The organism is Telluria mixta, from assembly GCF_029223865.1.
GTDB lineage: Bacteria > Pseudomonadota > Gammaproteobacteria > Burkholderiales > Burkholderiaceae_D > Telluria > Telluria mixta.
This window is the reverse complement of sequence record NZ_CP119520.1, coordinates 4,490,382-4,515,779: the sequence shown is the minus strand read 5'-3', so window position 1 is coordinate 4,515,779 and position 25,398 is coordinate 4,490,382. Positions and strand designations below refer to the sequence as shown.

At 67.8% G+C, this 25,398-nt stretch carries 21 protein-coding genes; 9 read left to right on the top strand and 12 right to left on the bottom strand.

From position 1 onward, the window contains the following. Window positions 1-2: 2 nt before the first annotated feature. The 4 genes from P0M04_RS20200 to P0M04_RS20185 all read right to left on the bottom strand — a co-directional run bounded on the left by P0M04_RS20200 (window position 3) and on the right by P0M04_RS20185 (window position 2,604). Window positions 3-557, bottom strand: a complete 555-nt coding sequence (locus tag P0M04_RS20200) for a flavodoxin family protein (RefSeq protein ID WP_259447327.1) — start codon at window positions 555-557, stop codon at window positions 3-5. Next, entirely contained in the window at window positions 554-778 is a 225-nt protein-coding gene (locus P0M04_RS20195; protein WP_259447328.1) for a tautomerase family protein, read from the bottom strand. Before P0M04_RS20195 ends, P0M04_RS20200 begins: the two co-directional genes overlap by 4 nt. 26 nt (window positions 779-804) lie before the next feature. Then, window positions 805-1,557, bottom strand: coding sequence for an SDR family NAD(P)-dependent oxidoreductase (locus P0M04_RS20190; RefSeq protein ID WP_259447329.1), 753 nt, complete (start codon window positions 1,555-1,557; stop codon window positions 805-807). Window positions 1,558-1,677: 120 nt separating this feature from the next. After that, the gene (locus P0M04_RS20185) at window positions 1,678-2,604 is read right to left on the bottom strand and encodes a LysR family transcriptional regulator (protein ID WP_259447330.1); all 927 of its coding nucleotides are present in this window, start codon (window positions 2,602-2,604) and stop codon (window positions 1,678-1,680) included. Between the two features lie 110 nt (window positions 2,605-2,714). Here P0M04_RS20185 and P0M04_RS20180 point away from each other — a divergent pair, with 110 nt between their 5' ends. The 4 genes from P0M04_RS20180 (at window position 2,715) to P0M04_RS20165 (ending at window position 6,837) form a co-directional block, all read left to right on the top strand. Then, window positions 2,715-3,773 carry an NAD(P)H-dependent flavin oxidoreductase gene (locus P0M04_RS20180; protein ID WP_259447331.1) on the top strand — a complete coding sequence of 353 codons (1,059 nt, stop codon included), beginning with the start codon at window positions 2,715-2,717 and terminating at the stop codon, window positions 3,771-3,773. A gap of 337 nt (window positions 3,774-4,110) precedes the next feature. Then, window positions 4,111-4,263, top strand: a complete 153-nt coding sequence (locus tag P0M04_RS20175; RefSeq protein WP_259447332.1) for a hypothetical protein — start codon at window positions 4,111-4,113, stop codon at window positions 4,261-4,263. Window positions 4,264-4,276: 13 nt separating this feature from the next. After that, entirely contained in the window at window positions 4,277-4,684 is a 408-nt protein-coding gene (rnk, locus tag P0M04_RS20170) for a nucleoside diphosphate kinase regulator (RefSeq protein ID WP_259447333.1), read from the top strand. Between the two features lie 572 nt (window positions 4,685-5,256). Next, window positions 5,257-6,837, top strand: a complete 1,581-nt coding sequence (locus tag P0M04_RS20165; protein WP_259447334.1) for an isocitrate lyase — start codon at window positions 5,257-5,259, stop codon at window positions 6,835-6,837. Between the two features lie 66 nt (window positions 6,838-6,903). Here P0M04_RS20165 and P0M04_RS20160 read toward each other — a convergent pair whose 3' ends face one another. The 3 genes from P0M04_RS20160 to P0M04_RS20150 form a co-directional block, all read right to left on the bottom strand. After that, window positions 6,904-9,993, bottom strand: coding sequence for an efflux RND transporter permease subunit (locus P0M04_RS20160; RefSeq protein WP_259447335.1), 3,090 nt, complete (start codon window positions 9,991-9,993; stop codon window positions 6,904-6,906). After that, window positions 9,990-11,117, bottom strand: coding sequence for an efflux RND transporter periplasmic adaptor subunit (locus P0M04_RS20155; RefSeq protein WP_259447336.1), 1,128 nt, complete (start codon window positions 11,115-11,117; stop codon window positions 9,990-9,992). Before P0M04_RS20155 ends, P0M04_RS20160 begins: the two co-directional genes overlap by 4 nt. Window positions 11,118-11,193: 76 nt before the next feature. Then, window positions 11,194-11,811: a TetR/AcrR family transcriptional regulator gene (locus P0M04_RS20150; RefSeq protein WP_259447337.1), complete on the bottom strand. Its 618-nt coding sequence runs from the start codon at window positions 11,809-11,811 to the stop codon at window positions 11,194-11,196. Window positions 11,812-11,899: 88 nt separating this feature from the next. Between P0M04_RS20150 and P0M04_RS20145 the strand changes: the two genes are divergently transcribed. Continuing rightward, the gene (locus P0M04_RS20145; RefSeq protein ID WP_259447338.1) at window positions 11,900-13,351 is read left to right on the top strand and encodes an efflux transporter outer membrane subunit; all 1,452 of its coding nucleotides are present in this window, start codon (window positions 11,900-11,902) and stop codon (window positions 13,349-13,351) included. Window positions 13,352-13,358: 7 nt separating this feature from the next. On the opposite strand, the gene P0M04_RS20140 is transcribed toward P0M04_RS20145, so the two are convergent. Continuing rightward, entirely contained in the window at window positions 13,359-14,210 is an 852-nt protein-coding gene (locus P0M04_RS20140) for a LysR substrate-binding domain-containing protein (protein ID WP_259447339.1), read from the bottom strand. Between the two features lie 89 nt (window positions 14,211-14,299). Here P0M04_RS20140 and P0M04_RS20135 point away from each other — a divergent pair, with 89 nt between their 5' ends. The 4 genes from P0M04_RS20135 to P0M04_RS20120 all read left to right on the top strand — a co-directional run bounded on the left by P0M04_RS20135 (window position 14,300) and on the right by P0M04_RS20120 (window position 17,308). After that, window positions 14,300-15,139 (top strand): alpha/beta fold hydrolase, encoded by an 840-nt coding sequence (locus P0M04_RS20135; protein ID WP_259447340.1) that lies wholly within the window; start codon window positions 14,300-14,302, stop codon window positions 15,137-15,139. Between the two features lie 78 nt (window positions 15,140-15,217). Next, complete coding sequence (locus P0M04_RS20130) at window positions 15,218-16,057, top strand: universal stress protein (RefSeq protein WP_259447341.1); 840 nt, start codon at window positions 15,218-15,220, stop codon at window positions 16,055-16,057. 7 nt (window positions 16,058-16,064) lie between these two features. Beyond that, a complete protein-coding gene (locus P0M04_RS20125; RefSeq protein WP_259447342.1) occupies window positions 16,065-16,898 on the top strand; it encodes a universal stress protein in 834 nt (277 codons plus the stop codon). A 68-nt stretch (window positions 16,899-16,966) separates the two neighbouring features. After that, complete coding sequence (locus tag P0M04_RS20120; protein WP_281042052.1) at window positions 16,967-17,308, top strand: hypothetical protein; 342 nt, start codon at window positions 16,967-16,969, stop codon at window positions 17,306-17,308. Window positions 17,309-17,315: 7 nt separating this feature from the next. On the opposite strand, the gene P0M04_RS20115 is transcribed toward P0M04_RS20120, so the two are convergent. From P0M04_RS20115 to P0M04_RS20100, 4 genes are all read right to left on the bottom strand, one after another. After that, on the bottom strand, window positions 17,316-19,436 hold the full coding sequence (locus tag P0M04_RS20115; protein WP_259447344.1) for a putative bifunctional diguanylate cyclase/phosphodiesterase: 2,121 nt from the start codon (window positions 19,434-19,436) through the stop codon (window positions 17,316-17,318). A gap of 74 nt (window positions 19,437-19,510) precedes the next feature. After that, window positions 19,511-20,803 carry a sugar porter family MFS transporter gene (locus tag P0M04_RS20110; protein ID WP_259447345.1) on the bottom strand — a complete coding sequence of 431 codons (1,293 nt, stop codon included), beginning with the start codon at window positions 20,801-20,803 and terminating at the stop codon, window positions 19,511-19,513. Beyond that, entirely contained in the window at window positions 20,800-22,437 is a 1,638-nt protein-coding gene (locus P0M04_RS20105) for a glycoside hydrolase family 32 protein (protein WP_259447346.1), read from the bottom strand. The genes P0M04_RS20110 and P0M04_RS20105 overlap by 4 nt, the downstream gene beginning before the upstream one ends. A 68-nt stretch (window positions 22,438-22,505) precedes the next feature. Further along, on the bottom strand, window positions 22,506-25,322 hold the full coding sequence (locus P0M04_RS20100; RefSeq protein ID WP_259447347.1) for a TonB-dependent receptor: 2,817 nt from the start codon (window positions 25,320-25,322) through the stop codon (window positions 22,506-22,508). Between the last annotated feature and the right edge of the window lie 76 nt (window positions 25,323-25,398).

Genomic DNA, 25,398 nt, shown 5'->3' with positions numbered 1-25,398 from the left:
CGTCAGGCGAGGCGCTCGGCCGTCGCGCGCACGCGCTGGCCGAACAGGATCGCGGTGCGGATGTCGCCGGGGACCATCTCGTCGGGCGAAGCGTCCGACGGGGTCGCGGTGGCCAGGCCGGCGAACGAGGACAGGTAGTTCACGTCGTCGCGCTGCGCGGACTTGGCGTTGCTGGGCATGAGGCCCGTACCGACCCACGCCATGCCGTGCTGCTGCGCCAGCGTGAACATCGTGTACAAGGCCGTCTGCTTGTCGCCCGCGACCGACGCCGAATTCGTGAACGCGGCGGCCAGCTTGTCCTTCCAGCCCTGCGTGAACCACACCTTCGACGACTGGTCGGCGAATTTCTTGAACTGCCAGCTCACGTTGCCCATGTAGGTCGGCGAGCCGAACACGATCGCGTCGGCGGCGCCCAGCTTGTCCCAGGCGTCGTCCGGCAGGTTGCCGTCGGCGTCGATGGCCAGCAGGTGCCCCCTGCTTCCTTCCGCGACCGCCTCCGCGATCTTGCGGGTGTGGCCGTAGCCGCTGTGGAAGACGATGACGATGGATTTGCTCATTTTGCCGCTCCTTTTTTTGCCGCTTCACGCTGGCGGCGCTTGGTCACGACTTCGCCGCCGTGGCCCCAGTTGTCGGTGTTGACTTCGTCGATGACGACGAACGTCGCTTCCGGATCCTTGTTCAGTACTTTCACCATGAGGTCGGTCGCGCCGGCGATCATGGCTTCCTTCTGGTCCTTCGTGACGCCTTCGTCGGTCACCTGGATGAGGATGTAGGGCATGATGTTCTCCTTGATCGAAAGATTGATTACCACGTGCCGGCGGAGGCGCCGCCGTCCACGCTCAGCACGACGCCGCTCGTGAAGCGCGCGTCCGTCAGGTACAACACCGCCTCGACGACGTCGTCCGTCGTGCCGGTCGTGCCGCTCGGGGCCAGCGTGTTGTAGAAGGCCCGCGTCCCTTCGTAGTCGGCGTGCAGCGGGGTCTCGATGATCCCCGGCGCCACGGCCGACACCTTCACGCCATGCGCCGCCAGCTCGATCGCCAGGGCGCGCGTCGCGCTGTTCAGGCCCCCCTTGACGAGTACGGGCAGGACGGCAGGGACTTTCACGTTCGGCTGCACCGCGATGCTCGCCGTGATGTTCACGATGTGGCCGCTGCCGTTGGCGGCCATGTGCTCGGCGGCGCGTTGCGACGGGTAGAAGAAGCCTTTCAGGTTCGTGTCGACGAGGCGGTCGACTTCTTCCGGCGTGTAGGTGTGGAACGGCTTGGCATTGAAGATGCCGGCATTGTTGATCAGGATGTCGACCTTGCCGAAGCGGGCGATCGCGGTCTCGAACAGGGCCTGCGCCGTGGCCGGCTCGGCGATGTCGCCGGCGACGCCGACGAAGTTGGCCGGATTGCCAAGCTGGGCGGCCGCTTCGTCCAGGCGTGCCGCGCTGCGGGCATTGCCGACGACGTTGTCGCCGCGGTCGCTGTAGGCCTTGGCCAGTGCGAGGCCGATGCCGCTGGAGGCGCCGGTGATGACGACGGTACGACGGTTGTTCGTGGTTGCGTTCATGCTGTTCTCCTTGGTTGTCTGAGCGGCGCCGGTGCGCCGTCCGTGGAGACAACTATAGGAACTGCCTGAACGCGGAAAAAGATGGGTTACGACAAGACAATCGTTACATCGCGTAATGAATCACTTGCGGCGGGGCGTCGCACGCAGGGATTCGACGAGGAAATCGACGAACGCGCGCACGCGCAGCGCCACGTGCCGGTTATGCGGGTAGATCAGGCAGAACGGGCGCGCGCTGCCGCCGTACGCGGGCAGCAGTTCGACGAGGCGGCCGGCCGCCACGTCGGCGTCGACGATGAAGCGGTAGGTCTGGAAGATGCCGCCGCCCGAGCGCGCCAGCGTGACGGCGCCCAGGATGTCCTCGGCGCAGCAGTACAGGCCCTCCGTCGGCAGTTCGGTGTCCTCGCCGTCCACGCGGAACAGCCACGGGATGTTGCGGCCCGTGCTGGGCAGCGCGAACTGGATGCAGTTGTGGCCGCGCAGGTCGTCCGGCGTTTTCGGCGTGCCCGCGCGCTTGAGGTACTCGGGCGCGGCGACCACCACCAGTTCCGCGTCTTCCAGCGGGCGCGAGATCATGGTCGAATCGGCCGGCGCCCGGCCCCGGATCGCGAGATCGAAGCCCTCGTCGCCGAAGTCGACGTTGCGGTTACTGAGGTGGAAATCGACCTTCACGTCCGGATAGCGGCGCGTGAATTCGGGGAGGATCGGCAGCACGCGGTAATGGCCATACGGCGTGGGCATGCTGATGCGCAGCAGGCCGGACGGCGCGCTCTGGCGGCCCGTGACGGCGCGTTCGGCCTCGACGAGCTGGGCCAGCGCCTGCCGGCACTGGTCGAAGTACTCGCGGCCCGCTTCCGTCAGGTGCAGGGTGCGCGTGGTGCGCACGAACAGGCGCACGCCGAGGCGCGCTTCCAGGCGCGAGACCGCGCGGCTGACGGCGGCCGGGGTGACGGCCGCCGCCGTCGCCGCGGCCGTGAAGCTGCCCAGTTCCGCGGCGGAGCAGAACAGCTCGATGCTGCCGAGCAGGATGTCGTCGAACTGGCGGCTCATCGAAGGCTCCCATTCATTACACGGTGTATCAACAATCCTGCATCTTACTTGGTTTATCGACACATGGGACCCGCGCTAGGCTAAGCCGTCAACCTCATTCGGAGCCCATCATGCACACCTCCCTGTCCGGCCGCCTCGGCATCGTTCACCCCATCATCCAGGCGCCCATGGCGGGCGTATCGACAGCCGCGCTGGCGGCCGCCGTCTCGAACGCCGGCGCCCTCGGTTCCATCGCCGTCGGCGCCGGCAACGCCACACAGGCGCGCGCCGCGATCCGCGCCGTGCGCGCCCTGACGGACAAGCCGTTCAACGTCAACGTGTTCGCGCACCGCCCCGCCCGCGCCGACGCACGCCGCGAAGCCGCCTGGCTGGACTGGCTCGCCGCCCACTTCGACGCGCAGGAGGCCACGGCGCCGCTGGCGCTGCGCGAGATCTACACGAGCTTCCTCGACGATCCGGCCATGCTCGCCGTGCTCGTCGAGGAACGCCCCGCCGTCGTCAGCTTTCATTTCGGCCTGCCGACGCCATCGCAGGTGGCGAGCCTCCACGCAGCCGGCGTCGTGCTGATGGCCACCGCGACGTCGCCGCAGGAAGCGCGTTCCATCGAGGCGGCCGGCATCGACGTCGTCGTCGCCCAGGGTATCGAGGCGGGCGGCCACCGCGGCACGTTCGATCCGGCGCAACCGGATGCGGGCCTGGGTACGTTCGCGCTCGTGCAACTGGTGCGCGCCACCGTGGACATCCCGATCGTCGCCGCGGGCGGCATCATGGACGGCCGCGGCATCGCCGCCGCACTGCGCCTGGGCGCGGGCGCCGCGCAACTGGGCACCGCGTTCATCCTGGCGCCGGAGTCCGCCGCCACGCCGCACCACCGCGCGCTGCTGCGCGACGGTTGCGCGCGGACCGCCATGACGGACGCCATCTCGGGACGCGCCGCGCGCGGCATCGTGAACCGCTTCTTCGACGAGATCGGCGGTCCCGGCCACCCGCCCGTGCCCGATTATCCGATCGCGTACGACGCCGCCAAGGCATTGCACGCGGCCGCGTTCAGCCGCGGCAACCAGGATTATTCGGTGAACTGGGCAGGCCAGGCGTATCCGCTGGCGCGTTCGATGCCGGCGGCGGAGCTCGTCGGCGTGCTGGCCGCGGAGCTCGACGCCATGCGCTGATCACGCCGCCTTGTGCCTGCCGAAGCCGGCCATGGCGCTCATCGAATGGCGCGCCACTTTGCGGCCACGAGATGTACAATGGGTCATCGATACACGGTTCATGGCAGTGCAATGGCTCACGAGAATTTCCTGAAATGCCAACAGCCTGAGGCCCCCGTCCGCGCGACGGCGGCCTGCACGCGCCTTTCCGACTACTCCCTGCCGCGCCGCCTCGCCCGGCTTCATTAAGCTCGGCGGCGGCATCGCCGTTGGCCGGGCTCACACAACATATCCCATCCGCCCGATCCGTATCGGGCGGCCATGACACATTCCTGTCCAGGACATAAAGAGACTACTCATGAAGATCAATCGACCCTCGCTGTTCCGCCGCCCGCCCAGCATCCGCACGCTCAACGACCTGATCGCGCAGCGCAGACGCCTGCGCCAGCGCATCGGCCTGGCCCTCGCCGTCTGCCTGCCGCTCGGCTGGCTGCTGCTCCACTTCGAATGAAGGAGGTGTCCACATGCTGCCCATCATCACCATCTCGACGGTCGATCTCGACCGCATCGACCTGCTGCTGGACCGCCTGCCATCCGCTCAGGCACCCGCGCGCGACGCCCTGGCGGACGAACTCGCGCGGGCCGACGTCGTCGCGCCGTGGGACATGCCGCCCCGCGTCGTGACCATGCGTTCCACCGTCCGCTTCCGGCTGGACGGCAAGGAAAGCGAATGGTGCAAGACGCTCGTCTATCCGAAAGAAGCCGGCCAGGGCGACGACACGGTGTCCGTGCTGTCGCCTGTCGGCAGTGCCCTGCTGGGCCTGGCGGAAGGCGACCGCATCGAGTGGACGCATCCCGATGGCCGGACGCTCGGGGTGGAAATCGTCGAAGTGCTCTACCAGCCGGAACGCGCCGGCCACTACCACCTCTGATCGCCGCAAACGAGCAGTCATGCGCCTGACGGATGACGCTCATCACGAAACATCATTGGACGGTTCTTGTGCATTGCAGCACAATGCTTCCTGTCTCCTCTATCTTCCTCCAAGAAAATAGATTCAAGCCCGCCAAACAGCGGGCTTTTTTTTTGCCCGTCGAACTTCGGGGTCAGAGCCCTTTTTGGGGCACGATCCTTGAAGCAATGGCGCCAGCCAGCCTCTCGCCCCCTCTCCTCTCACTGCTTACAACCGCCGCGATAAGTCAGGCGCTTTGTCCGGCCGATTGTTGCGTCCTCGACATTGAGCGGAAATGTGCTCTGACCCCGAATTTTTCACTCGGCTGAATAACGTTCCACGATGTGGAATTTCAGGCTTTCAATAGGTGGGATGAATATTCCATTTCGCAAAATTCTTTGCCGCATTGCGGAATGCTTGAGATAACTCATTGAATTCACTAGTTTAATTTTAGTTCTATGTCTTATATAAGACAGAAGATTTAGGCACTCTGGATCTCTTATGATGAACCCATGCGCTTCACCACTTTCGATTCACTTTTCATGGAGTTCGACATGTCCGAGTACCAAAACGATATCCAGGCCATCGCCACCCTCAAGCAGCAGTACGGTAGCGGCTGGGACGCCATCAATCCGGAATCCGCCGCCCGCATGCGTGCGCAGAACCGCTTCAAGACCGGCCTCGACATCGCCCGCTACACGGCCGCAATCATGCGCCGCGACATGGCGAACTACGACGCCGATCCCTCCAAGTACACGCAGTCGCTGGGCTGCTGGCACGGCTTCATCGGTCAGCAGAAGCTGATCTCGATCAAGAAGCATTTCAACAGCACCGATCGCCGCTACCTCTACCTGTCGGGCTGGATGATCGCCGCCCTGCGCTCGGAATTCGGCCCGCTGCCGGACCAGTCGATGCACGAAAAGACCGCTGTCCCGGCGCTGATCAAGGAGCTGTACACGTTCCTGCGCCAGGCCGACGCCCGTGAACTGGGCGGCCTGTTCCGCCAGCTGGACGCCGCCGAAGGCGCCGCCAAGGCCGCGATCCAGGACAAGATCGACAACTTCGTCACGCACGTCGTGCCCATCATCGCCGACATCGACGCCGGCTTCGGCAACGCGGAAGCGACCTACCTGCTGGCCAAGCAGATGATCGAAGCGGGCGCGTGCTGCATCCAGCTGGAAAACCAGGTGTCGGACGAAAAGCAGTGCGGCCACCAGGACGGCAAGGTCACGGTCCCGCATGAAGATTTCCTCGCGAAGATCCGCGCCGTGCGCTACGCGTTCCTCGAACTGGGCGTGGACGACGGTGTCATCGTGGCCCGTACCGACTCGCTGGGCGCCGGCCTGACCAAGCAGATCGCCGTCACCCACGAGCCGGGCGACCTGGGCGACCAGTACAACAGCTTCCTCGACGCGGAAGAAATCGCGGCCGCTGAACTGAAGAACGGCGACGTCGTGATCCAGCGTAACGGCAAGCTGCTGCGTCCGAAGCGCCTGGCGAGCAACCTGTTCCAGTTCCGCGAAGGCACGGGCGAAGCACGCTGCGTCCTCGACTGCATCACCTCGCTGCAGAATGGCGCCGACCTGCTGTGGATCGAAACCGAGAAACCGCACATCGGCCAGATCGGCGGCATGGTGAAGGAAATCCGCAAGGTCATCCCGAACGCGAAGCTGGTGTACAACAACAGCCCGTCGTTCAACTGGACCCTGAACTTCCGCCAGCAGGTGTACGACGGCATGAAGTCGCGCGGCGAAGACGTGTCGGCCTACGACCGCGCCCACCTGATGAGCGCCGAGTACGACGACTCGATCCTGGCCAAGGTTGCCGACGAGCGCATCCGCACGTTCCAGGCCGACGCGGCACGCGAAGCGGGCATCTTCCACCACCTGATCACGCTGCCGACCTACCACACGGCCGCCCTGTCGACGGACAACCTGGCCAAGGAGTACTTCGGCAACCAGGGCATGCTGGGCTACGTGGCCGGCGTGCAGCGCAAGGAAATCCGCCAGGGCATCGCCTGCGTCAAGCACCAGAACATGTCCGGTTCGGACATCGGCGACGACCACAAGGAATACTTCAGCGGCGAAGCAGCCCTGAAGGCCGGCGGCAAGCACAACACCATGAACCAGTTCTGATTCCGGTCACAGCTGACAAAAGCCCGGGCGGTGCCGCAAGGCCCGCCCGGGCTTTTTATTGCGGCCTCAGGCCGGCGCCGCCTCGCCCAGTGCCGGTGCGGGTTCGGCGGCCGGTGCGATCCGGAACCAGATCGCGTACATCGCGGGCAGGAACACGAGCGTCATCACCGTGCCCGCGAACGTGCCGCCGATCAGCGTGTACGCGAGCGTGCCCCAGAACACGGAGTGCGTGAGCGGAATGAAGGCCAGCATCGCCGCCAGCGCCGTCAGGATGACGGGCCGCGCGCGCTGCACGGTCGCCTCGACGACGGCGTCGAACGGCGCCAGGCCTTCCTTGCGGTTGTGGTCGATCTGCCCGATCAGGATCAGCGTATTGCGCATCAGGATCCCGGACAACGCCACGAGCCCCACGAGCGCATTGATGCCGAACGGCTGGCGGAACAGGATCAGGGTCGGCACGACGCCGATCAGGCCCAGCGGACTGGTCAGGAACACCATCACCATCGACGCGATCGAGCGCACCTGGAACACGATGATCAACAGCGTGAACGCGAGCATGACCGGGAACAGCGGCAGCAGCGCGGCATTCGCCTTGCCCGCCTCCTCGATCGATCCGGCCATCTCCAGCCTGTAGCCGGCCGGCAGCGCCGCCACGACCGGTTGCAGCGCCTGCTGCATGGCGAGCGACACGTCCGGTGGCTGCAGACCGTCCGCGATGTCGCCGCGGATGGTGATGGTCGGCACGCGGTCACGCCGGCGCAGCACCGGTTCTTCCGGCCGGACCTCGACCGTGCCCACCTGCGACAACGGAATGCGCTGTCCCGCCGCGCCGACGAGCGTGAAGGCGTTGATGCGCGCCGGATCCAGGCGCACGTCGCCGGCCGCGCGGGCGACGACCTGCACCGGGCGGATGTCCTCGCGCACCGCCGTGACGGGCACGCCGCTCAACAGGAACTGCAGCTGCTGCGCCACGCTGGCCGACGTGAGGCCGACGGCCTGCAAACGGTCCTGGTCCAGGGTGAAATGCAGGGCCGGCACGCGCGCGCCCCAGTCCGTGTTCACGGTGCGCATCTGCGGGCTGGCGCGCAGGATGGATTCCACCTTCGCGGCGTTGGCGCGCAGCGTGTCCGGGTCCGGGCCGGACAGGCGAAACGCGACCGGATACGGCGAGTACGGGCCGAACACGAGCTGCGTGACGCGCACCCGGGCCTCCGGCGCCAGGCCGTCGGCGATGGCCGCGCGCAGGCGCAGCTTGAGCGCGTCGCGTTCGGCTTCGTTCTCGGTACGGATCACGATCTTGGCGAACGACGGGTCGGGCAGCTCGGGCGCCATCGCAAGGTAGAAACGCGGCGCGCCCTGGCCGACGTACGCGGTGACCGTGCGCGCTTCCTTCTGCTTCGCCAGCCACGCCTCGACCTTCGCCGCGGCGGCGGACGTCTGCCCGATCGCCGTCCCGTAGGGCATTTGCACCTCGACCAGTACCTCCGGGCGGTCGGACGTCGGGAAGAACTGCTTCTTGACGATGGCCATGCCGGCGCCGGCCAGCACGAAGGTGCCGATCACGATCAGCGCGACGAGCCATTTGCGCCGGATCACGGTGCCCAGCAGCCGCCGGAACCGGTTGTAGTTCGGCGTGTCATAGATGGCGTGATGACCGCCTTCGATCTTCGGAATCGCCGGCAGGAGTTTGACGCCCAGGTAGGGTGTGAACACGACGGCGACGATCCACGAGGTGACGAGGGCGATCCCCACGATCCAGAACATATTGCTCGTGTATTCGCCGGCAGTCGATTTCGCGAAGCCATTCGGCATGAAGCCGATGGCCGTGATCAGTGTGCCGGACAGCATCGGGGCCGCCGTATGGCTCCATGCGTACGCGGATGCCTGCACGCGGTCGTAGCCCTCTTCCATCTTCACGACCATCATTTCGATGGCGATGATGGCGTCGTCGACGAGCAGGCCGAGCGCGAGGATCAGGGAGCCGAGGGTGATGCGGTCGAAGTTCTTGCCCGTCGCGGCCATCACGACGAAGACGGCGGCCAGGGTCAGCGGCACGGCCGTGGCGACGACGAGTCCCACGCGCCAGCCCATGCTGAGGAAACAGACAACCATCACGACGAGGAGCGCGACGAAGAACTTGATCATGAATTCATCGACGGCGCCGCTGATGTTCACGGCCTGGTCGGTCACCTTGGCAAGGCTCATGCCCAGCGGGGCGTCCTTGTTGATGGACGCGACTTCGGCATCCAGCCCCTTGCCCAGGTCGAGACCGTTCCAGCCATCGCGCATCACGACGCCCAGCAGCAGCGCCGGCTCGCCGTTATTCCGGATGAGGAAGGTTGCCGGGTCTTCGTAACCGCGTTCGACCGTCGCGATGTCGGCCAGTTTCAATGTGCGGCCCTGGCTGGCGACGGGCGTGTCGCGGATTTTCTGCAGTTCGTCGTAGGCGCCGTCGAGGCGGACGAAGACTTGCGCGCCCTTCGTGTCGATCGACCCGGCCGGCGTCAGGACGTTGCTCGCGTTCAGCGCGGCGAAGATGTCCTGCGGGGCGATGCCGAGCGTGGCGAGGCGGTCGTGCGAGAACGACACGAAGATGCGCTCGGCCTGCTCGCCGATGATGTTGACCTTCTTGACGCCGGCCACGTGCAGCAGGCGCTGGCGCAGTGTTTCGGCATCGCGCACGAGCAGGCGGGCCGGTTTGCCGCGGGCCTTCAGGGCATACAGGGCGAACGTGACGTCGGCGAATTCGTCGTTGACCATCGGGCCGATGACGCCGGCGGGGAGCGCGCCCTGCGCGTCCTGCAGTTTCTTGCGCGCCTGGTAGAACTGGTCGGGCACGTCGGCGGGCGGCGTGCTGTCCAGCAGCGTGACCGTCGTGAACGCGAGGCCGGGACGGGTGTAGGTGTCCGCACGGTCGTAGTAGCGGAGTTCCTGCATGCGCTTTTCGAGCGGCTCCGCCACCTGGTCCTGCATCTCGCGGGCGGTGGCGCCCGGCCAGGCGGTGATCACCGTCAGTTGCTTGACGGTGAACGGCGGGTCTTCCGCCCGGCCCAGCTTCAGGAAGGCCAGCACGCCGGCCAGCGAGACCAGCAGGATGAGGAACAGTGTGACGGACCGTTCCCGTACGGCCAGTGCGGACAGATTGAAGCGGCTCATCGGGCGGCTCCCTGCGCGGTTGCGGCGGCGACCTGGCGCGCAGCACGGTCGACGCGCACGGTGTCGCCTTCGTGCAGCAGATGTGCACCCAGCGCAACCACGCGCTCGCCCGGCTTCAACTGGCCCGTCACGCGCGCCATGTCGTCGCCGATCGCGAGCACGTCGACCTTGCGCCACATCACCCTCGCCGGGTCCCCCGCCACGGTCCAGACGCCGCTGCCCTTGCCCGCGTCGAGGACGGCTGCGGCCGGGACCTGCAGCGCGCCGGTCTTCAACGCGTCCGCACGCCCCTCGCCGTCCAGGCGCAGGGTGACGGTGGCGCCGAGCGGCGCGTCGGCCAGCGGTCCGTCGAGGACGTATTTCGCCTCGTACGTGCGCGTGAGACGGTCGGCGGCGTCCGCGAGCTGCCGCAACCGGGCCACGCCGGCGGCCTGTCCGCCGTACAGCGTGGCCTGCGCCTGCGATCCGAGCCGGGGCCGCATCGTCTCGGGCAGCTGGACGACCGCCTCGCGCGGCCCCGCGTGCGCGAGGCGCACGACGGGCTGGCCGGCGCCGACGACCTGCCCCGGCTCCGCCAGCGTGTCGACGACGACGCCGTCCGCGTCCGCCACGAGTACCGCATAGCCGGCCGCGTTGCGGGCGACGTCGTATTGCGCCTCGGCGGCGCTCAACTGGGCCCGGGCCGAGTCGGCGGCAGCCTTCAGCTGTTCGTACGCGGACGCCGACACGGCGCCCTCCGCCACGAGGTCGCGGTAACGGGCTTCGTCGTCGGCCGCCTGGCGCGCGCGGGCGCGGGCGGCCGTCACCGCTTCGGCCTGGGCCCTGGCCTGCAGGCCGAGGTCGATGGGATCGATGCGCATCAGGGGCTGGCCACGGTGGACAGTCTGGCCGACATCGACGAGGCGTTGCACCACCTTGCCCGGCACACGGAAGCCCAGATCGCTCTGGACCCGCGCGCCGACGGTGCCGGTGAATGAACGGGCGGCGGCCGGTGCGTCCTGGACGAGAACGGTCTCGACCAGGGGCGCCGCCGTGCGGGCGTCGGCGGCGGGCTTGTCGCCGCATGCCGCCAGGGCGATCGGCAGCAGGCACAGGACGCGTGCGCTGCGTGAGCGAATGGACATGGGAGCTCCCTTTGGTAAGAAAGCCCTCATTCTTCTACTAGTGACCAAATAAGTCAATGGTCACAAAACCGATTTTTTACGGCGCGAGACTCCGCAGCACGAGATTCGACAGGTGCAGGGTCGCGTCCTGCGCGCCTTCCAGGTTGTATTGCAGGAGCAGCGGATTGATGTAGGGTTTCATGACGAGGCAGATCGCATTCGCCGTCTCGTCCAGCGGCGTCTTGCGTTCGAACTCGCCGGCCTCGCGCCCTTCCCGGACGATCTTCGCGATGAGATCTTCGACATAGCGCTCGTATGCCTGCACCGACGGCCACGCGTCCCGCGACGCGGTCGCCGCGATGTCGTACAGCTTGCGGTCTTCGAAGAACAGCGTCGTGCCGGCATCGATGAACGCCCGGAACATGCGGCGGAACCGGTCGGACGCGCTGGTCGCATCCGCGACCGCGGCATCGACGGCGCGCATCACCTCGGCGAGGCGGTTGGCACAGATGACCTCGCCGATCGCCTGCTTCGAATCGAAAAACTTGTAGATATAGGCCTTGGAAAAACCGATCGCCTTGGCCAGGTCGGACACGGTCGTCTTTTCGTAGCCGTAGCGGGTGAAGTAATCCATCGCGGCGTCGACGATCTGCGTGCGGACGTCGTGGTCCAGCGGTCCCCGGGCCGGGGTGGGAGAAGTGAGTGTCGTGTTCATGGCGATAGCTTAACGCCTCCAACAAACGTTTGACAAAGCGTGACCAATAAGTATTATAGTCACTAGTCACAAACTGCAAGGATAGACCATGACCACGATTCGCCTGCTCGCGGCCGCCGTCGTCGCCGTCGCGGCAACGGGCTGCGCCGTCGGCCCCGACTACCGGCGTCCGGACGCCCCCGTCCCGGACCGTTACCTTGGCCAATCCGCCGCCGCGCAAGCCCCGACCGCCGGGCTGGCCGCGTGGTGGAACGGTTTCGGCGACCCGCAGCTGGTGCGCTACGTCGCACTGGCGCTGGAACGCAACCTGGACCTCGCGCAGGCCGCGGCGCGCGTCGCCCAGGCCCGCGCCGGACTGCATGCGGCCGACGCCGCGCTGCTGCCGTCCGGCACCGTCACCGGATCGGCGGCGCGTGCGTACCAGTCGGTCGAAACGCCGCTCGGCCGGGTCGCCGGTGCCGCGCCGGGCTACGAACGCTGGGGCAATGCGTACGAGGCGACGGCATCCGCCAGCTGGGAGATCGACCTGTCCGGCGGCCTGCGCCGCGGGCGCGAGGCGGCAAGCGCCGACTACCAGGCGTCCGAGGCGGACTTCGTCGCGGCCCGGCTCGCCGTTGCCGCCCAGACGGCGGACATCTACATCGGCATCCGCGGCCTGCAGGCCCGCCTCGGCATCGCGCAACAGCAGGCCGCCACGCGCCGCGACCTGCTCGCCAAGGTCAGGCTGCTGCACGACAAGGGCGTGGCGCCCGAGTACCAGGTGCACCAGACGGAAGGCGAGCTGGCGCAGGCCGAAGCGGCCGTGCCCGCGCTGCAGACCGCCCTGGACGCGGCGTCGAACGCGCTGGATGTCATGCTGGGCACGCCGCCCGGCACGCACCGCGCCGAGTTGCTCGCGCCTGTCTCCATCCCGGCCGTGCCGGCGATCGGCGCGATGGGCACGCCCGCCGACCTGCTGCAGCGCCGGCCCGACCTGATCGCGGCGGAGCGGCGCGTCGCTGCAGGGAATGCGCGCATCGGCGCGGCGATGGCGGAATACTATCCGCACGTGTCGCTGGGCGCCCTGCTCGGCAGCGCGACGACCTTGTCCGCAGGCCACCTGTTCGGCAGCGGTGCGAACGAGGGCGCCGCCCTCCTCGGCGTGCGCTGGCGCTTGTTCGACTTCGGCCGCATCGACGCGCAGATCGCCCAGGCCAGGGGCCGCGAGGCCGAGTCGCTCGCGGCCTATCGCCTCGCCGTGCTGCACGCGACGGAAGACGTCGAGAACGCGTTCTCGGCGCTGGCCAACCGCGCGCAGCAGACGGCCGTCCTCGTGCGCGGCGAAGATGCGCTGACCCGGTCGCGCGCGGCGTCGTTCGCAGCCTACCGGCGCGGCGCGGGAAGCCTGATCGAGGTCCTGCGCGCCGACGACACGCTGCTGCGCACCGCGGACGCGCGCGCACAGGCGCAGACGGACACGGCGCGGGCGGCCGTTGCAGCCTACAAGGCGCTCGGCGGCGGATGGGAGCCGGGCGGGATCGACAAGGTCGCGGCCCGCTGACGGCCGCTCAGCGCCGCAGCTCCGACATGATCTTCTCGGCGAGGAAGTCGCACGGCGGCCGTTTCGACTTCGTGCTGCGCGCGAGGACGACTTCGAGCGGGTCGATTTCCGGCAGGCCCTGCGCCTGGCCGAGCAGGCTCAGGTGCGCGGGCACGGCACAGCGCGCGAGCGGCGCCACGGCGAGGCCCGCCTCCACCATGCTGAGCAGGCCCATCAGGCTCGGGCTCTCGTACGACGTCCGGTAGGGAATCTTCGCCTTTTCCAGGCTGCGGATCGCATTTTCGCGGGCCACGCTGCCGGGCAGGAACACGGCGATGGGCAGCGGCCGCTCGCGCCACAGGTCGCGGGCGCTGGGTGTCGCGGCCCACACCATCGGCTCGAACCGGACGAACTCGCCGGACAGCCCCTTTACGCGCGTCGCGCACACGAGGTCCACGGAACCATCCTTGACCATCGGCGCCAGCGCCACGCTCGGCAGGCCCACGACCTGGATCTGCACCTTCGGGTACGTGGCGGAGAATTTCTTGAGGATGGGCGGGAACAGCGACGACGCGTAGTCGTCCGGCACGCCGATGACGACGCGGCCCGTGATATCCGGCCGCACGACCGCGGCCCACGCCTCGTCGCGCAGCGCCAGCATGCGCCGGGCGTAGGTCAGCAGGACCTCGCCGTCCTGCGTCGGCGTGACGCTGCGCGGGCCGCGCACGAACAGCGGCTTGCCGAGCGCCCCTTCCAGCGTCTTGATCTGCATGCTCACGGCCGATTGCGAACGGTGCACGACTTCCGCCGCGCGGCTGATGTTGCCGGTGTCCGCCACGGCCACGATCATGGCCAGGACGTCGAGGTCGAGTGATTTCATAGGTATCAGAAAATCTGATTGATCGATTCAGTATTATGCGATTTTCTTGGGACTTCGTGTGCGGCATAGTAGCGCAAAAGGAGTCAACGATGAACGCACGCACCGACCAGCACGCCCTGTCCGTACCCGAGATCTACTTCGCCACCCTGCCGTCCGGCGTGCGCATGCCGTACGCGACGCGCGGCGACGGCGCACCGCTGCTGTTCGTCCATGGCTCGCTGTGCGACTACCGCTACTGGAACGGCCAGATGGCCGTTCTGTCGAAACGCTTCCGGTGCGTCTCCGTGAGCCTCAGCCATTACTGGCCGGCCGACGACCTCGCGCTGCAGGGCGCCTTCAACTGGTGGACGCACGTCGCGGAACTCGCCGAATTCATCACCGCCATGGACCTCGGTCCGGTGCACCTGGTCGGCCACTCGCGCGGCGGCTGCGTCGCGTTCCACCTGGCGCGCGACTATCCCCACCTCGTGCAATCGCTGACGCTGGCCGATCCGGGCGGCCCGCTGCACGTCGACGCGTCGCTGCCGCCCGCGACGGAAGCCCTGCGCGCAAGGGCAGCCCGGCTGATCGAAGACGGCGACGTCGACGCCGGCCTCGAACTGTTCGTCGATTCCGTCAGCCTGCCGGGCATCTGGCGCAAGAGCCCCGCCGCGTTCCGCACGATGGCGATCGACAACGCGGCGACACTCCCAATGCAGTTCCGCGACCCGCTCCCGGCCTACACCCGCGCCGCGGCGGAAGCGATCGCATGCCGGACGCTGCTGATCGCGGGCGAACGGAGCCCGCGCATGTATCGCGACAACGTGGCCCAGCTGGCAGAGTGGATCGCCGGCGCCCGGGTACGCACCGTGGCCGGCGCATCGCACGGGATGAACGTGACGCATGCGGCGGAATTCAACCGGCAGCTGGAAGCGTTCGTCGGCGGCTGAACCCGAGCGTACTCGCACGGTCGAACGACTGCACGACTGCCATTCCGGCAGCGCGGTGCGTCTTCGAAAGGAGTTGCGATGTACAAGACCATCGTCGTTCACGTCGACGGCAGTTCGCAGCAGGACAGCCGCATGGTCGCCGCCGCCCGCCTCGCCCGGGAGCACGGCGCGCACCTGGTGGGCAGCGCGGCGACGGGCATCTCGTGGACGGATTACCTGTTACTCACCGGCTCCATGGCCGCGCCGGTGCCGCCGGCGGACTTCGACGGCCTGCGCGAGACGGCGGCCCTGCATCTGCGCGGCTTCACGGACCAGGCCGCAAAACTCGGCATCGCGTCGGTCGAAACGCGCCTCGTCGAGGATACGGCCGACGGCGCCCTGCTGCTGCAGGCGCGCTATGCCGACCTCGTCGTGCTCAGCCGCGACGTCGATCCCGAGCCCGGCATACCGCCCCGCGTGCGCAGGCTGCCGGAACACGTGGCGCTGCGCGGCCCGCGGCCGGTGCTGGTCGTCCCGCCCGGTTATGCGGACGAGCCGCTCGACTCCACCGTCGTGGCCGGCTGGGACGGCAGCACGCAGGCACTGCGCGCCCTCGCCGCCGCCCTGCCGTTGCTGGCGCGTGCGGACGGCGTGCGGCTCGTCCTCGTCAATCCTGACCATATGGCCGACGTGCACGGCGAACAGCCGGGCGCCGACATGGCCCTGTACCTGGCGCGCCACGGCGTGAAGGTCGACGTCCTGCTCGAGCGTACGCACGCGACGGCCGGCGACGCCCTGATGGCGCTCGCGCGCGCCGCAGGCGCCGGGCTGATCGTCGCCGGCGCCTACGGCCACAGCCGGTATCGCGAATGGGTACTGGGCGGCGCCACGCGCGAGTTGTTGGAGCGCACACCCGTACCGCTGCTGCTGGCCCATTGAGGCCGCCATGTTCAAGACCATCCTCGTACACGTCGACCTGTCGTCCCACGCGCCGGCGCGCATGCGCTACGCGGCCGCGCTGGCGCACGCGCACCATGCCCACCTGCTGGGCGCGGCCATGTTCGGCGTGTCGCACAATATCTTCCCGCAGGGCTACGCGGCGCGCCCGGGGACGCTCGAAGCGAGCTACTTCGATCCGCTCGAACAGAACGCCAGGCGGGCGCTGGCGCAATTCGAAGCGATCGCCAGCGAAATGCGTGTCCCCCACGAGGGCCGCTTCGTGTGCGACCAGGCCGATGACGGGCTGGCGCGGCTGGCCCGCTTTGCCGACCTCGTCGTCCTCAGCCAGGACGACCCCGACGAGGCGCTGCCGGACCTGGCCGTCCACCTGCCCGACTATGTGATCCTGAACAGCCCTCGCCCCGTGCTCGTATTGCCGCGCACGGACGTTGCACCGGGCGCGGCCCGCGACGTACTCATCGCGTGGGACGGCGGCAAGGAAGCCGCCCGCGCCCTGACGGCCGCCCTGCCCCTGCTGCACCGCGCCAGTGCCGTGACGATCGCCGCGCTCACCGGCCCCGACGCCGGCGCGGCGGAACTGGAGTCCCAGCGGCCGGACCTGCTCCGGTTCTTCGGACACCACGGCGTCACGCCACACATGCTCGTGCGGGACCCGCGGCGGGACCCGGGCCACGAACTGCTGGACCTGGCCGCCGAACTGCATTGCGGCCTGCTGGTCATGGGCTGCTTCGGCCACAGCAAGCTGCGCGAACTCTGCCTGGGGGGCGCCAGCCGCGCGGTGCTGGCCGATGCCCGCATTCCGGTGTTGCTGGCGCATTGAGTGAAAAATATCGGTTGAAAAAAAGGCCGAGTCATCCAGCTAACACGTTCCAGATGTAGAATAGCAAGATGACAACGAAGAACACCGTCGAGTGCACGTGTACAGGGTGCGGCTGCACGCTCCAGGTGGCCTGTCCGCACTGCGCGACAACCTCACAGCCGGCCCCAGCCTGTTCCGGGCAGCGGACCGATCTCGTCACCGCCCTCCTCGTCGACGCCGTGATCAGCGCGAGCGCCGCCGAAGGTACCGCGTATGCGGCGCGGACCCTGTGCGAAAACGGCGTGCCGTTCGACGTCGCGCTGCGCGTCCTGACGCGGCCGTGGCACCGGCGCTACCATCCCGTTTCGCAGGCGTATACGCCGCCGGCGGGGGTCGCCGCACCCGGCGCGCTGGAGCGCGTGCTCAACTGATTGACGCTCAGGCGTGCCCGATCCCGGCGGCGCGGTAGCGATTTTCGAAGTCGCCGATCGGCTGCGGCCGCCCCAGCAGGAAGCCCTGCATCGAGGAGCAACCGCCGTGGATCAGGAAGTGCCGCTGCGCTTCATGCTCGACGCCCTCCGCGACGATCTTGAGCCCCAATGTACGCGCCAGCGCGATGATCGCCTCCACGATCGGCGCGGATTCCGGATCGGTGCCCACGTCGCGCACGAACGAGCGGTCGATCTTCAACTCCGTCAGCGGAAAGTACTTGAGGTAGGCGAGCGAGGAATAGCCGGTGCCGAAGTCGTCGAGCGAAAAGCAGACGCCCCGGGCGCGGAGTTCGTGCATGCGCCGCGTGATCTCGTGCGGGTCGTCGGCAAACACGCTTTCCGTCAATTCCAGGCACAGCCGCTCGGGGGGCGCGCCCGTATCGTCCAGGATACCGTCGACCAGCGCGGGAAACGCCGGATCACGCATCTGGTGCACGCTCACGTTGACGCCCAGCTTGATGTGCTGGAGCGCGGGTTCACCCTGCCAGCGCGCCAACGCGCGGCAACTTTCCTCGAGCACGTACGCGCCGAGGGGCAGGATGAGGCCCGACTCTTCGGCGAATCCGATGAAATGGTCGGGACCCACCACCTCCTCGCGGCCACGCTGCCAGCGGATCAGGACTTCCGCCCCGACCAGGCCGCCGACGCGGTCGAACTGGGGTTGGCAGAACAGGCGGAACTGGCCCTGCGCCAGGCCGTCGCGCATCGCCGCCTCGAAGGCGGCGCGGCGGTCGGCCGCGTCCTGCATGCTCGGATCGAAGAAGCAGGCGCCGTTGCGCCCGCCGGCCTTGGCGCGGTACATGGCCAGGTCGGCCTGCTTGAGCAGCCCCTCGATGTTGTCGCCCTGGCCGTTGAACAAGGTAATGCCGATGCTCGCCGATGTCTTGAACTGCAGCGATCCCAGCTGGTGAGGCTGGCTCAATACCGACAGGAGCTTCGCGACCACGCGGTCGGCCTCGGCGGCCGCGCTGCTCGTCGAGGTGCCGAGCCCTTCCAGCACGACCACGAATTCGTCGCCGCCGAGCCGCGCCAGCTGGTCGCTGTCGCGCACCGTGCAGCCCAGCCGCTGGGCCACCTGGCGCAGCAGCATGTCGCCCATGTCGTGCCCCATCGTGTCGTTGAGCAGCTTGAAGTTGTCCAGGTCGAGATACAGGAGCGCGCTGCACTGCCCCGAGCGCCGGCTGCGCGCCAGCGCGTGCTCCAGCTCCTCGATCAGGAAACGGCGGTTGGGCAGGCCCGTCAGGTGATCGAAATACGCAAGTTCGTAGATGCGCCGTTCGGTGCGCTTGCGCTCGGTGAGATCGGTGTTCACGCCGGACATCCGCACCGCCGTACCCGTGCTGTCGCGCAGGACGAACCCGCGCGACAGCACGGGTACGTAGTGGCCGTCGTGGTGGCGCAAGCGGAATTCCAGGCTGAACGCGTCGCGCGCGCTGGGCAGCAGGTCCGCAAGATACTCGTCGATCATGCGGTCGTCGTCCGGATGCAGCAGGCGCCGCCACGCGCCGGCATCCCCGATGCGCTCGCGATCCGGATAGCCGAGCATGTTCCACCACCGTTCGGAATAATAAACTTCACCGGTGACGAGGTCCCAGTCCCACGGCGCATCGGTGGAACCCTTGAGCACCAGCCGTAGTCGCTCCTCCGACTTCGCGAGGGATTGCTGGGCATCCTTCAGCGCCGTGCAATCGGTGAAGCAGACCACCACCAGCCGGACGCGCCCTGCCTCGTCGTGTTCGGGATACGCATTGCACAGCAGCCAGCGCGTCGTGCCGGCGACGACGATCCCGGCCACGTGGCCCGTCAGTTTCCGCCCCGTGCGCAACACGAGGTTTGCCGGGAATTCCTCGGGTGGCCGGATCGACCCATCCTCGCGCAACACGGTCCAGCCGCTCGCACCAGGGTCGCTGCCGAGCAGTTCGGCTTCGCTATGCCCCAGCAGCTCCTGCGCCAGGCGATTGGCGGACACGATCCGGCCGTCCGCCGCGTGCACGACGACGCCCGCCGGCAAATGGTCGTGCAGTGCATCCAGGCGGCGCAAAATGTCCGCTGAGGAAGGGGAATCCATGGCGGTGCGGGGTTGACGGAGTGAGACGGAGCGACCTGTCAATACTAACAGCTTCGCGGCCGGGTGGCTGGCCGTCACACGTCGATATCCTCCAGCCGGGTCCCCTTCGTCTCGACGAACCAGCGCGCGACGACGAACAGCTGCACGAGCATCGCCAGCGCGAACAGGACGAACGGCAGCCCGTTCGAGCGCGCCGCCATCGCCGGGAACACGCCGGCGACGATCGCATCCATGAGCCAGTGCGTGGACGCGCCCAGGCTCTGCCCGCGCGCCCGCACCTCGGTCGGGAAGATCTCGGAGATGTACACCCAGATCACGGCCCCCTGCGAAAACGCGAACGCGGCGATGAACAGGACGAGCGCCCACAGCAGCAGGTCGCGGTGCATGCCGCTCCACTGGATCCATGCCGTTGCCGCCAGCGCGACGACCATGCCGACCGAGCCCACGATCAGCAACGTCTTGCGGCCCAGGCGGTCGATGACGGTCAGCGCCAGCAGCGTGAACAGCAGGTTCGTCGCGCCGATCATCACCGACTGCAGGTCCGCCGACATCTTGCCGAATCCGGCGGCCGCGAAGATGTCGTTCGCATAGTAGAGGATGGCGTTGATGCCCGACAGCTGGTTGAACGCCGCGATTGCGAACGCCAGCAGCATCGGCTTGCGGTAGCGGCTCCAGGACAGCTTCGAGCCCGCGGCCATGTGGCCGTGCGCGTAGCGGGCCAGCTCGCCCGCGACGTCGGCGGCGCCGATCTCGCGCAGCACCTGTTCCGCCTCCTTCGTCCTGCCCTTCACGGCCAGCCAGCGCGGGCTGTTGGGAATACCGAACAGGAGGCCGCACAACAGCAGCGCCGGGAGCGCGGCCACGCCGAATTTCCAGCGCCACTCGTCCGCACCCAGGTCCGCGAGGCCGACCAGCCAGTTGCTCAGGTAGGCGACGAGGATGCCCAGCACGATGTTGAACTGGAAGGCGCCGACCAGCATGCCGCGCCGGTGCGCCGGGGCGATCTCCGCCAGGTAGATCGGCGCCAGCACGGACGAGGCGCCGATGGCGATCCCGCCCAGCACGCGTGCCGCGACCAGCACCGCCAGGCTGGGCGCGAACAGGCAGCCCAGCGCCGAGACGATGTACAGGCCCGCGATGGCGCGCAGGCAGTTGCGTGCCCCGAAGCGGTCGCCCGGACGGCCCGCGAACAGCGCGCCCAGCAAGGTGCCCCACAACGCGCTCGACACGGTCATGCCGAGGCCGGAGGGGTCGAGCTGGAACGCCTGCGTGAGGCCTTGCGTGGTGCCGGCGATGACCGCCGTGTCGAACCCGAACAGCAGGCCCGCCAGGCCGCCGACCAGCGTTCCCTTCAACAGCGTATTCATCGTGCTTCCTTCCAGATCGAATTCAGGGACCAGATGTCCAGGTCGCGCACCTGCGCGTCGCCGTCCACGCTGAACAGGCTCACACCCGCCGCCCCGGCCGGCGGGAACACCTGGTCGGTCAGGACCGCCTCGCCGTCGCCGGCGAACACCGTCACCGATCCCCGGTCCACGAGGATCCGCAGCGGCACCCCGCCATCGCGCAGCGCGACGGGCGCGGTGTGCCGCGCGGCGAACTGCGGATGGAAGGCGGTTTCGCCCGACTTCGTGCGGTCCACGTACACGGCGCCCTGCTTCGCGTCGTAACCGATCTCGGTGTAGGTACCCTGTCCCAGGCGGATGCCGGCGCGCGTCGCGGTGCCCGGCTGCAGGACCATCTTCAATTCCAGCGGCGCGCTCGCCGTGCCGGCCAGCGGTACCGCCTGCGTACCGCGCGTGATGGTCTGCCCGGCGCCGCTGTACAGCGACGCACCACGCAAACCCTGCGCTTGGGCGATCGGCTGCTGCACGAGCTTCACCTGCCCGTTCACCGTGCGCAGTCCCAGTTCGCGCGGCAGCGACTGGGCGCTGCGCCACGGCGCCGTCGGGACCTTGTCGCCGTACAGCCAGTTGTTCATCCAGCCGACCAGCAGCTTGCGGCCGCCCGGCGCATCGTTGTACGTCACGCCCGCGTAGAAATCGGCGCCGTAGTCGAGCCACCGCGGCGCGTCGCCCGCGGCATCGCGGTCGCGCGTAAAGGTCTTGCCGTCGAAGTCGCCGACGAAGTACTGCATGCCCGACCCGCCGGCCGGACCGCCGGGATTGAGGCTGATGACGAGGACCCATTTGCGTTTCGCCGGATCGCCGTCGACCGGCAACTCGATCAGGTCCGGGCACTCCCACACGCCGCCGGTCGCGCCCGCCGGGCCGAACTCGCCCGTCCACTCCCAGTGGACCAGGTCGCGCGAACTGTAGAACAAGGCCTTGTGCTGCTTCGCGACGACCGTCGCCAATACCCACTTGTGCTCCGGCTCGTACCAGAACATTTTCGGGTCGCGGAATTCGCGGTACTCGGCCGCGTATGGCGCGGGCGGTTCCGGCAACACCGGGTTGCCGGCGTACTGCGTCCACGTGCGGCCGCGATCGAGGCTGTAAGCGATCGACTGCGCCTGCGTCCCCGCGCGGACAGGCTTGCCGTTCAGCGTGCGTGCCTGCGGATACATGGACGTATACATGGCCACCATGGCCGGCTTGCCGGGCTGGCCGAATCCGCTGGTATTGGCGTGATCGACCACGGCGCTGCCCGAGAAGAACATCTGCGTGGGCTCGCCCCTCGCGTCCTTTTCGACGGGCAGCGCCAGCGGCAGCTCGGTCCAGTGCAGCAGGTCGGGACTGACCGCATGGCCCCAGGACATGTCGCCCCAGGTGTTCTGGTTCGGGTTGTACTGGTAAAACAGGTGATATTCGCCGTCGTGGTACACGAGGCCGTTCGGATCGTTCATCCAGTTGCGTTGCGGCGAGAACGACAGTTGCGGACGGAATGGCTCGCCATGGGCGGGCAAGTCCACCGGCGCGGGGTCGGTCGACTGGCTCGCGCAGCCGGCGGCCAGCAGCGCCGCGCCGAGGGCGAGCAGAGAGAATCGGAAGGTCAAAGCCACAGGGATTTCCTTGTTGTTGTCAGGGTTGGGCAGCCTGCCGGCTGCCCGTGATGCGGTCGTCGACGGGTTCAGAACCGGTACGTGAGGCTCGCGCGGATCGTGCGGCCGAACAGCGGCCGTGCGACGCCGCGGTTGCGGGTACCGTCCGGCGACAGCAGGTCGGCGAACAGCGGATCGCCTTCCGTGAACGACAGCTGGTTCGTCAGGTTGGCCACGTGCAGCTGCGCCATCCAGCGCGACGACACCTGGTATTGCGCGCCCATGTTGATGATGTGGTAGGACGGCAGCAGGGTCACGTTGGTATCGGTCGCCTCGGAGAACCGGTCGCCGACGTACTGGTATTGCCCGTACACGGTCACCGGGATGCCGGTCGCGGCCAGCAGGTCGTACGACGGCTGGAAGTTGGCCATGATCTTGGCGAGACGGCGCGGACGGCGGCCGTCCTCGCTGATCTGCACGTAGTGGTAGCCCGTGATCACGCCCTGCGGATCCTTGTCCTCCTGCGTGATCTGGTAGCGCGCACCGTCGACCTTCGGGTTCTGCGCCACGACGCTGCCCTTCAGTTCCAGCCCTTCGATCATGTGCGGACGGTACGTCAGTTCGATCTCCGTGCCGACGTTGCGCACGCCGCGCTTGTACAACTGGGCCACGTCCGGGCACGAGTTGATCTGCGTGACGCCGCCGAGCGTGGAGCACGCCGGCGACTGGAAGTCCTTGTAGATGTTCACGGCGCTGCGCGGCGAAAACTTGTTGTAGAACAGCGCGACGGAGGCGCCGAACTCGCGGGTCAGGTAGCGCAGGCCGCCTTCGTACTGGCGGATGTGCTCGACGGCGCTGAGCTCGACGGGCCGGCCGTTCACCACCACGGCGCCCGCCGTGCTCAGGTTGTTGAGGTCCTCGAGGCTCGGCAGGCGGAACGAATACGACGCCAGCGCATACACGGCGAGCGGCCGGCTGAAGCTGTAGTTGCCGCCGAGCGACCAGCCGATGCCGTGATAGGTCTTGTTCAGCAGGTTGGGCTGCCCCGGGAACTGGATCTCGTTGTCCGCGACCGTGTCCTGGGTCGAGCCCACCACCGTGCCGGCCGGCGTGACGTCGGTCGACGTGTTGCGGTCGCGGCGGTTGACGCCCGCGCGCACGTCCTGCCAGCGCACCCCGGCATCGATCTTCAGCTTGCCCTGCAGCGTTTCCCAGTGGTCGAGCAGGTAGGCGGCATGGCCGTCGGCCTTGATGTGGCTGACGAAGCCGAACCAGCCCGGCAGGATGGCGGCGCCCGACGTCAGCAACGGTCCCACCTGGTTGCCGGCGGCGTCGACCACCGTCAGGTCGGCCAGGCGCGAACGCGCGGCGGTCTCGGACACGAGCAGGCTCGCCTGGAAGTTCGGATCGTAGCTGTAGCGGCTCCGGTAGACGCCGAACGTGAGATCGTGCGTGCCGGCCGCCTTGAACGTCTGCTGGCCCTTCAGGTCGAGGATCGTGCTCTCGGCGTCGGTGTTGGCGATGAACGGGATCAGGAAGTTCAGGTACGACGTCGGTGCCACGCGCGTGCCGTCGTTCAGGTAGGTGCCGGCCACGCCGACGCCCTTGGCATATCTGGCCACGAAGTCCGCGCGGCTGATGTTGGCGAAATCCGCGCACGTGCCGCTCTTGAAGTAGCCGATCAGCTTGGCGTTGTTCAGGTTGCAGCTCAGCGCGGCGGCGTGGGCCGGCGAAATCACGTCGTTCTGGAAGCGCGCGTTCAGGAAGGTCGAGGCCATCGCCGTGTCGTTCCCCGTGAACACCGCGTTGAAGCCGCTGCTGCCGCCCGTGTGGCGCAGGCCCGCCGTCAGCTTCAGGCCCGAGTCGAACTCATGCCCCAGCTTCAGGGTGAACATCTTGAAGTCTGGATGGATGCCGTCGGCCTGGTCGATCGTGCGGGTGCCGTATTCGCCGATCATGTTGAAGCGGCGGTTGTAGGGCGACGCCGTCGTGCCGTGCGCGAAATCGATGCCGAGCGGCTCGATGGTGTCCTGGTTGAGCACCGTCGGATGGGCCGCCGTGCCGGTCTGGGTGAGGCGCGGCACCGAGATGGGGATGTTCTGGTAGAAGGCCGTCCGGTCGTTGATGGCGAGGGCATCGAACCGCGCCGTCGTCCTGCGGTCGTCGCTCGTGTAGACGAGGTTGCCGCGGATCTGGCCGCCGCGGTCCGCCGTATAGCCCGTATCGCGGATACCTTTACTTCTGCGGTAGTAGCCGCCCACGGCACCGGTCAGGTTCCTGCCCAGCGGGCCGGACACGAACGCGTCCTGGCGGATGAAGCCGTAATCCGCGTATTCGACCTTGTAGCCGCCTTCCAGGTGGTCGCCGCCAGTGCGCGTGATGTGGTTGATCGTCGCGCCCAGGCCGTTCGAATACAGGATGCCGCCGGGGCCGCCTTTCACTGCCTCCACGCTTTCCGTCATCAGGTCGTCGCGCACGAACACGTCGTTGTTCATCAGCGGCGCCTCCGGCTCTTCGTACGCCGGCAGGCCGTCGATCAGCTGCGGCGCGAAGCGGAAGCCGCCGACCACGGGCAGGCCCCGCACCGTGATGTTGTTGCTGGCCTCGCCGGCGGTGCTGCCCTCGGCATAGATGCCCGGCAGGTTGCCCACCAGGTCGGCGGTACTCATCGGCGCCAGGCGCTGGATGTCTTCGGCACTCAGCGTGTTGATCGAGAACGTGGCGTTCTTCTTGGTCGTCGTGCGGGTCACGCCCGTCACGATCACGACGTTATTGGGCTCGTCGGCCTTGGCCGCGGACTGCTCCGCGGCCGCGCCGGCCTGCTGCTGCGCGAACGCGAGGGCGGGCGCCAGCGCGATGACGAGGGCGGCCGAGCGGCCGATATAGGGGGTGAGCGAGTAACGCATGGTATTTATCTCCTGTTTGATATTGACTTCTTTAGTTAAGTTTTTCCAGCTTCCGGTCTTGTGAACCGGATGTCCA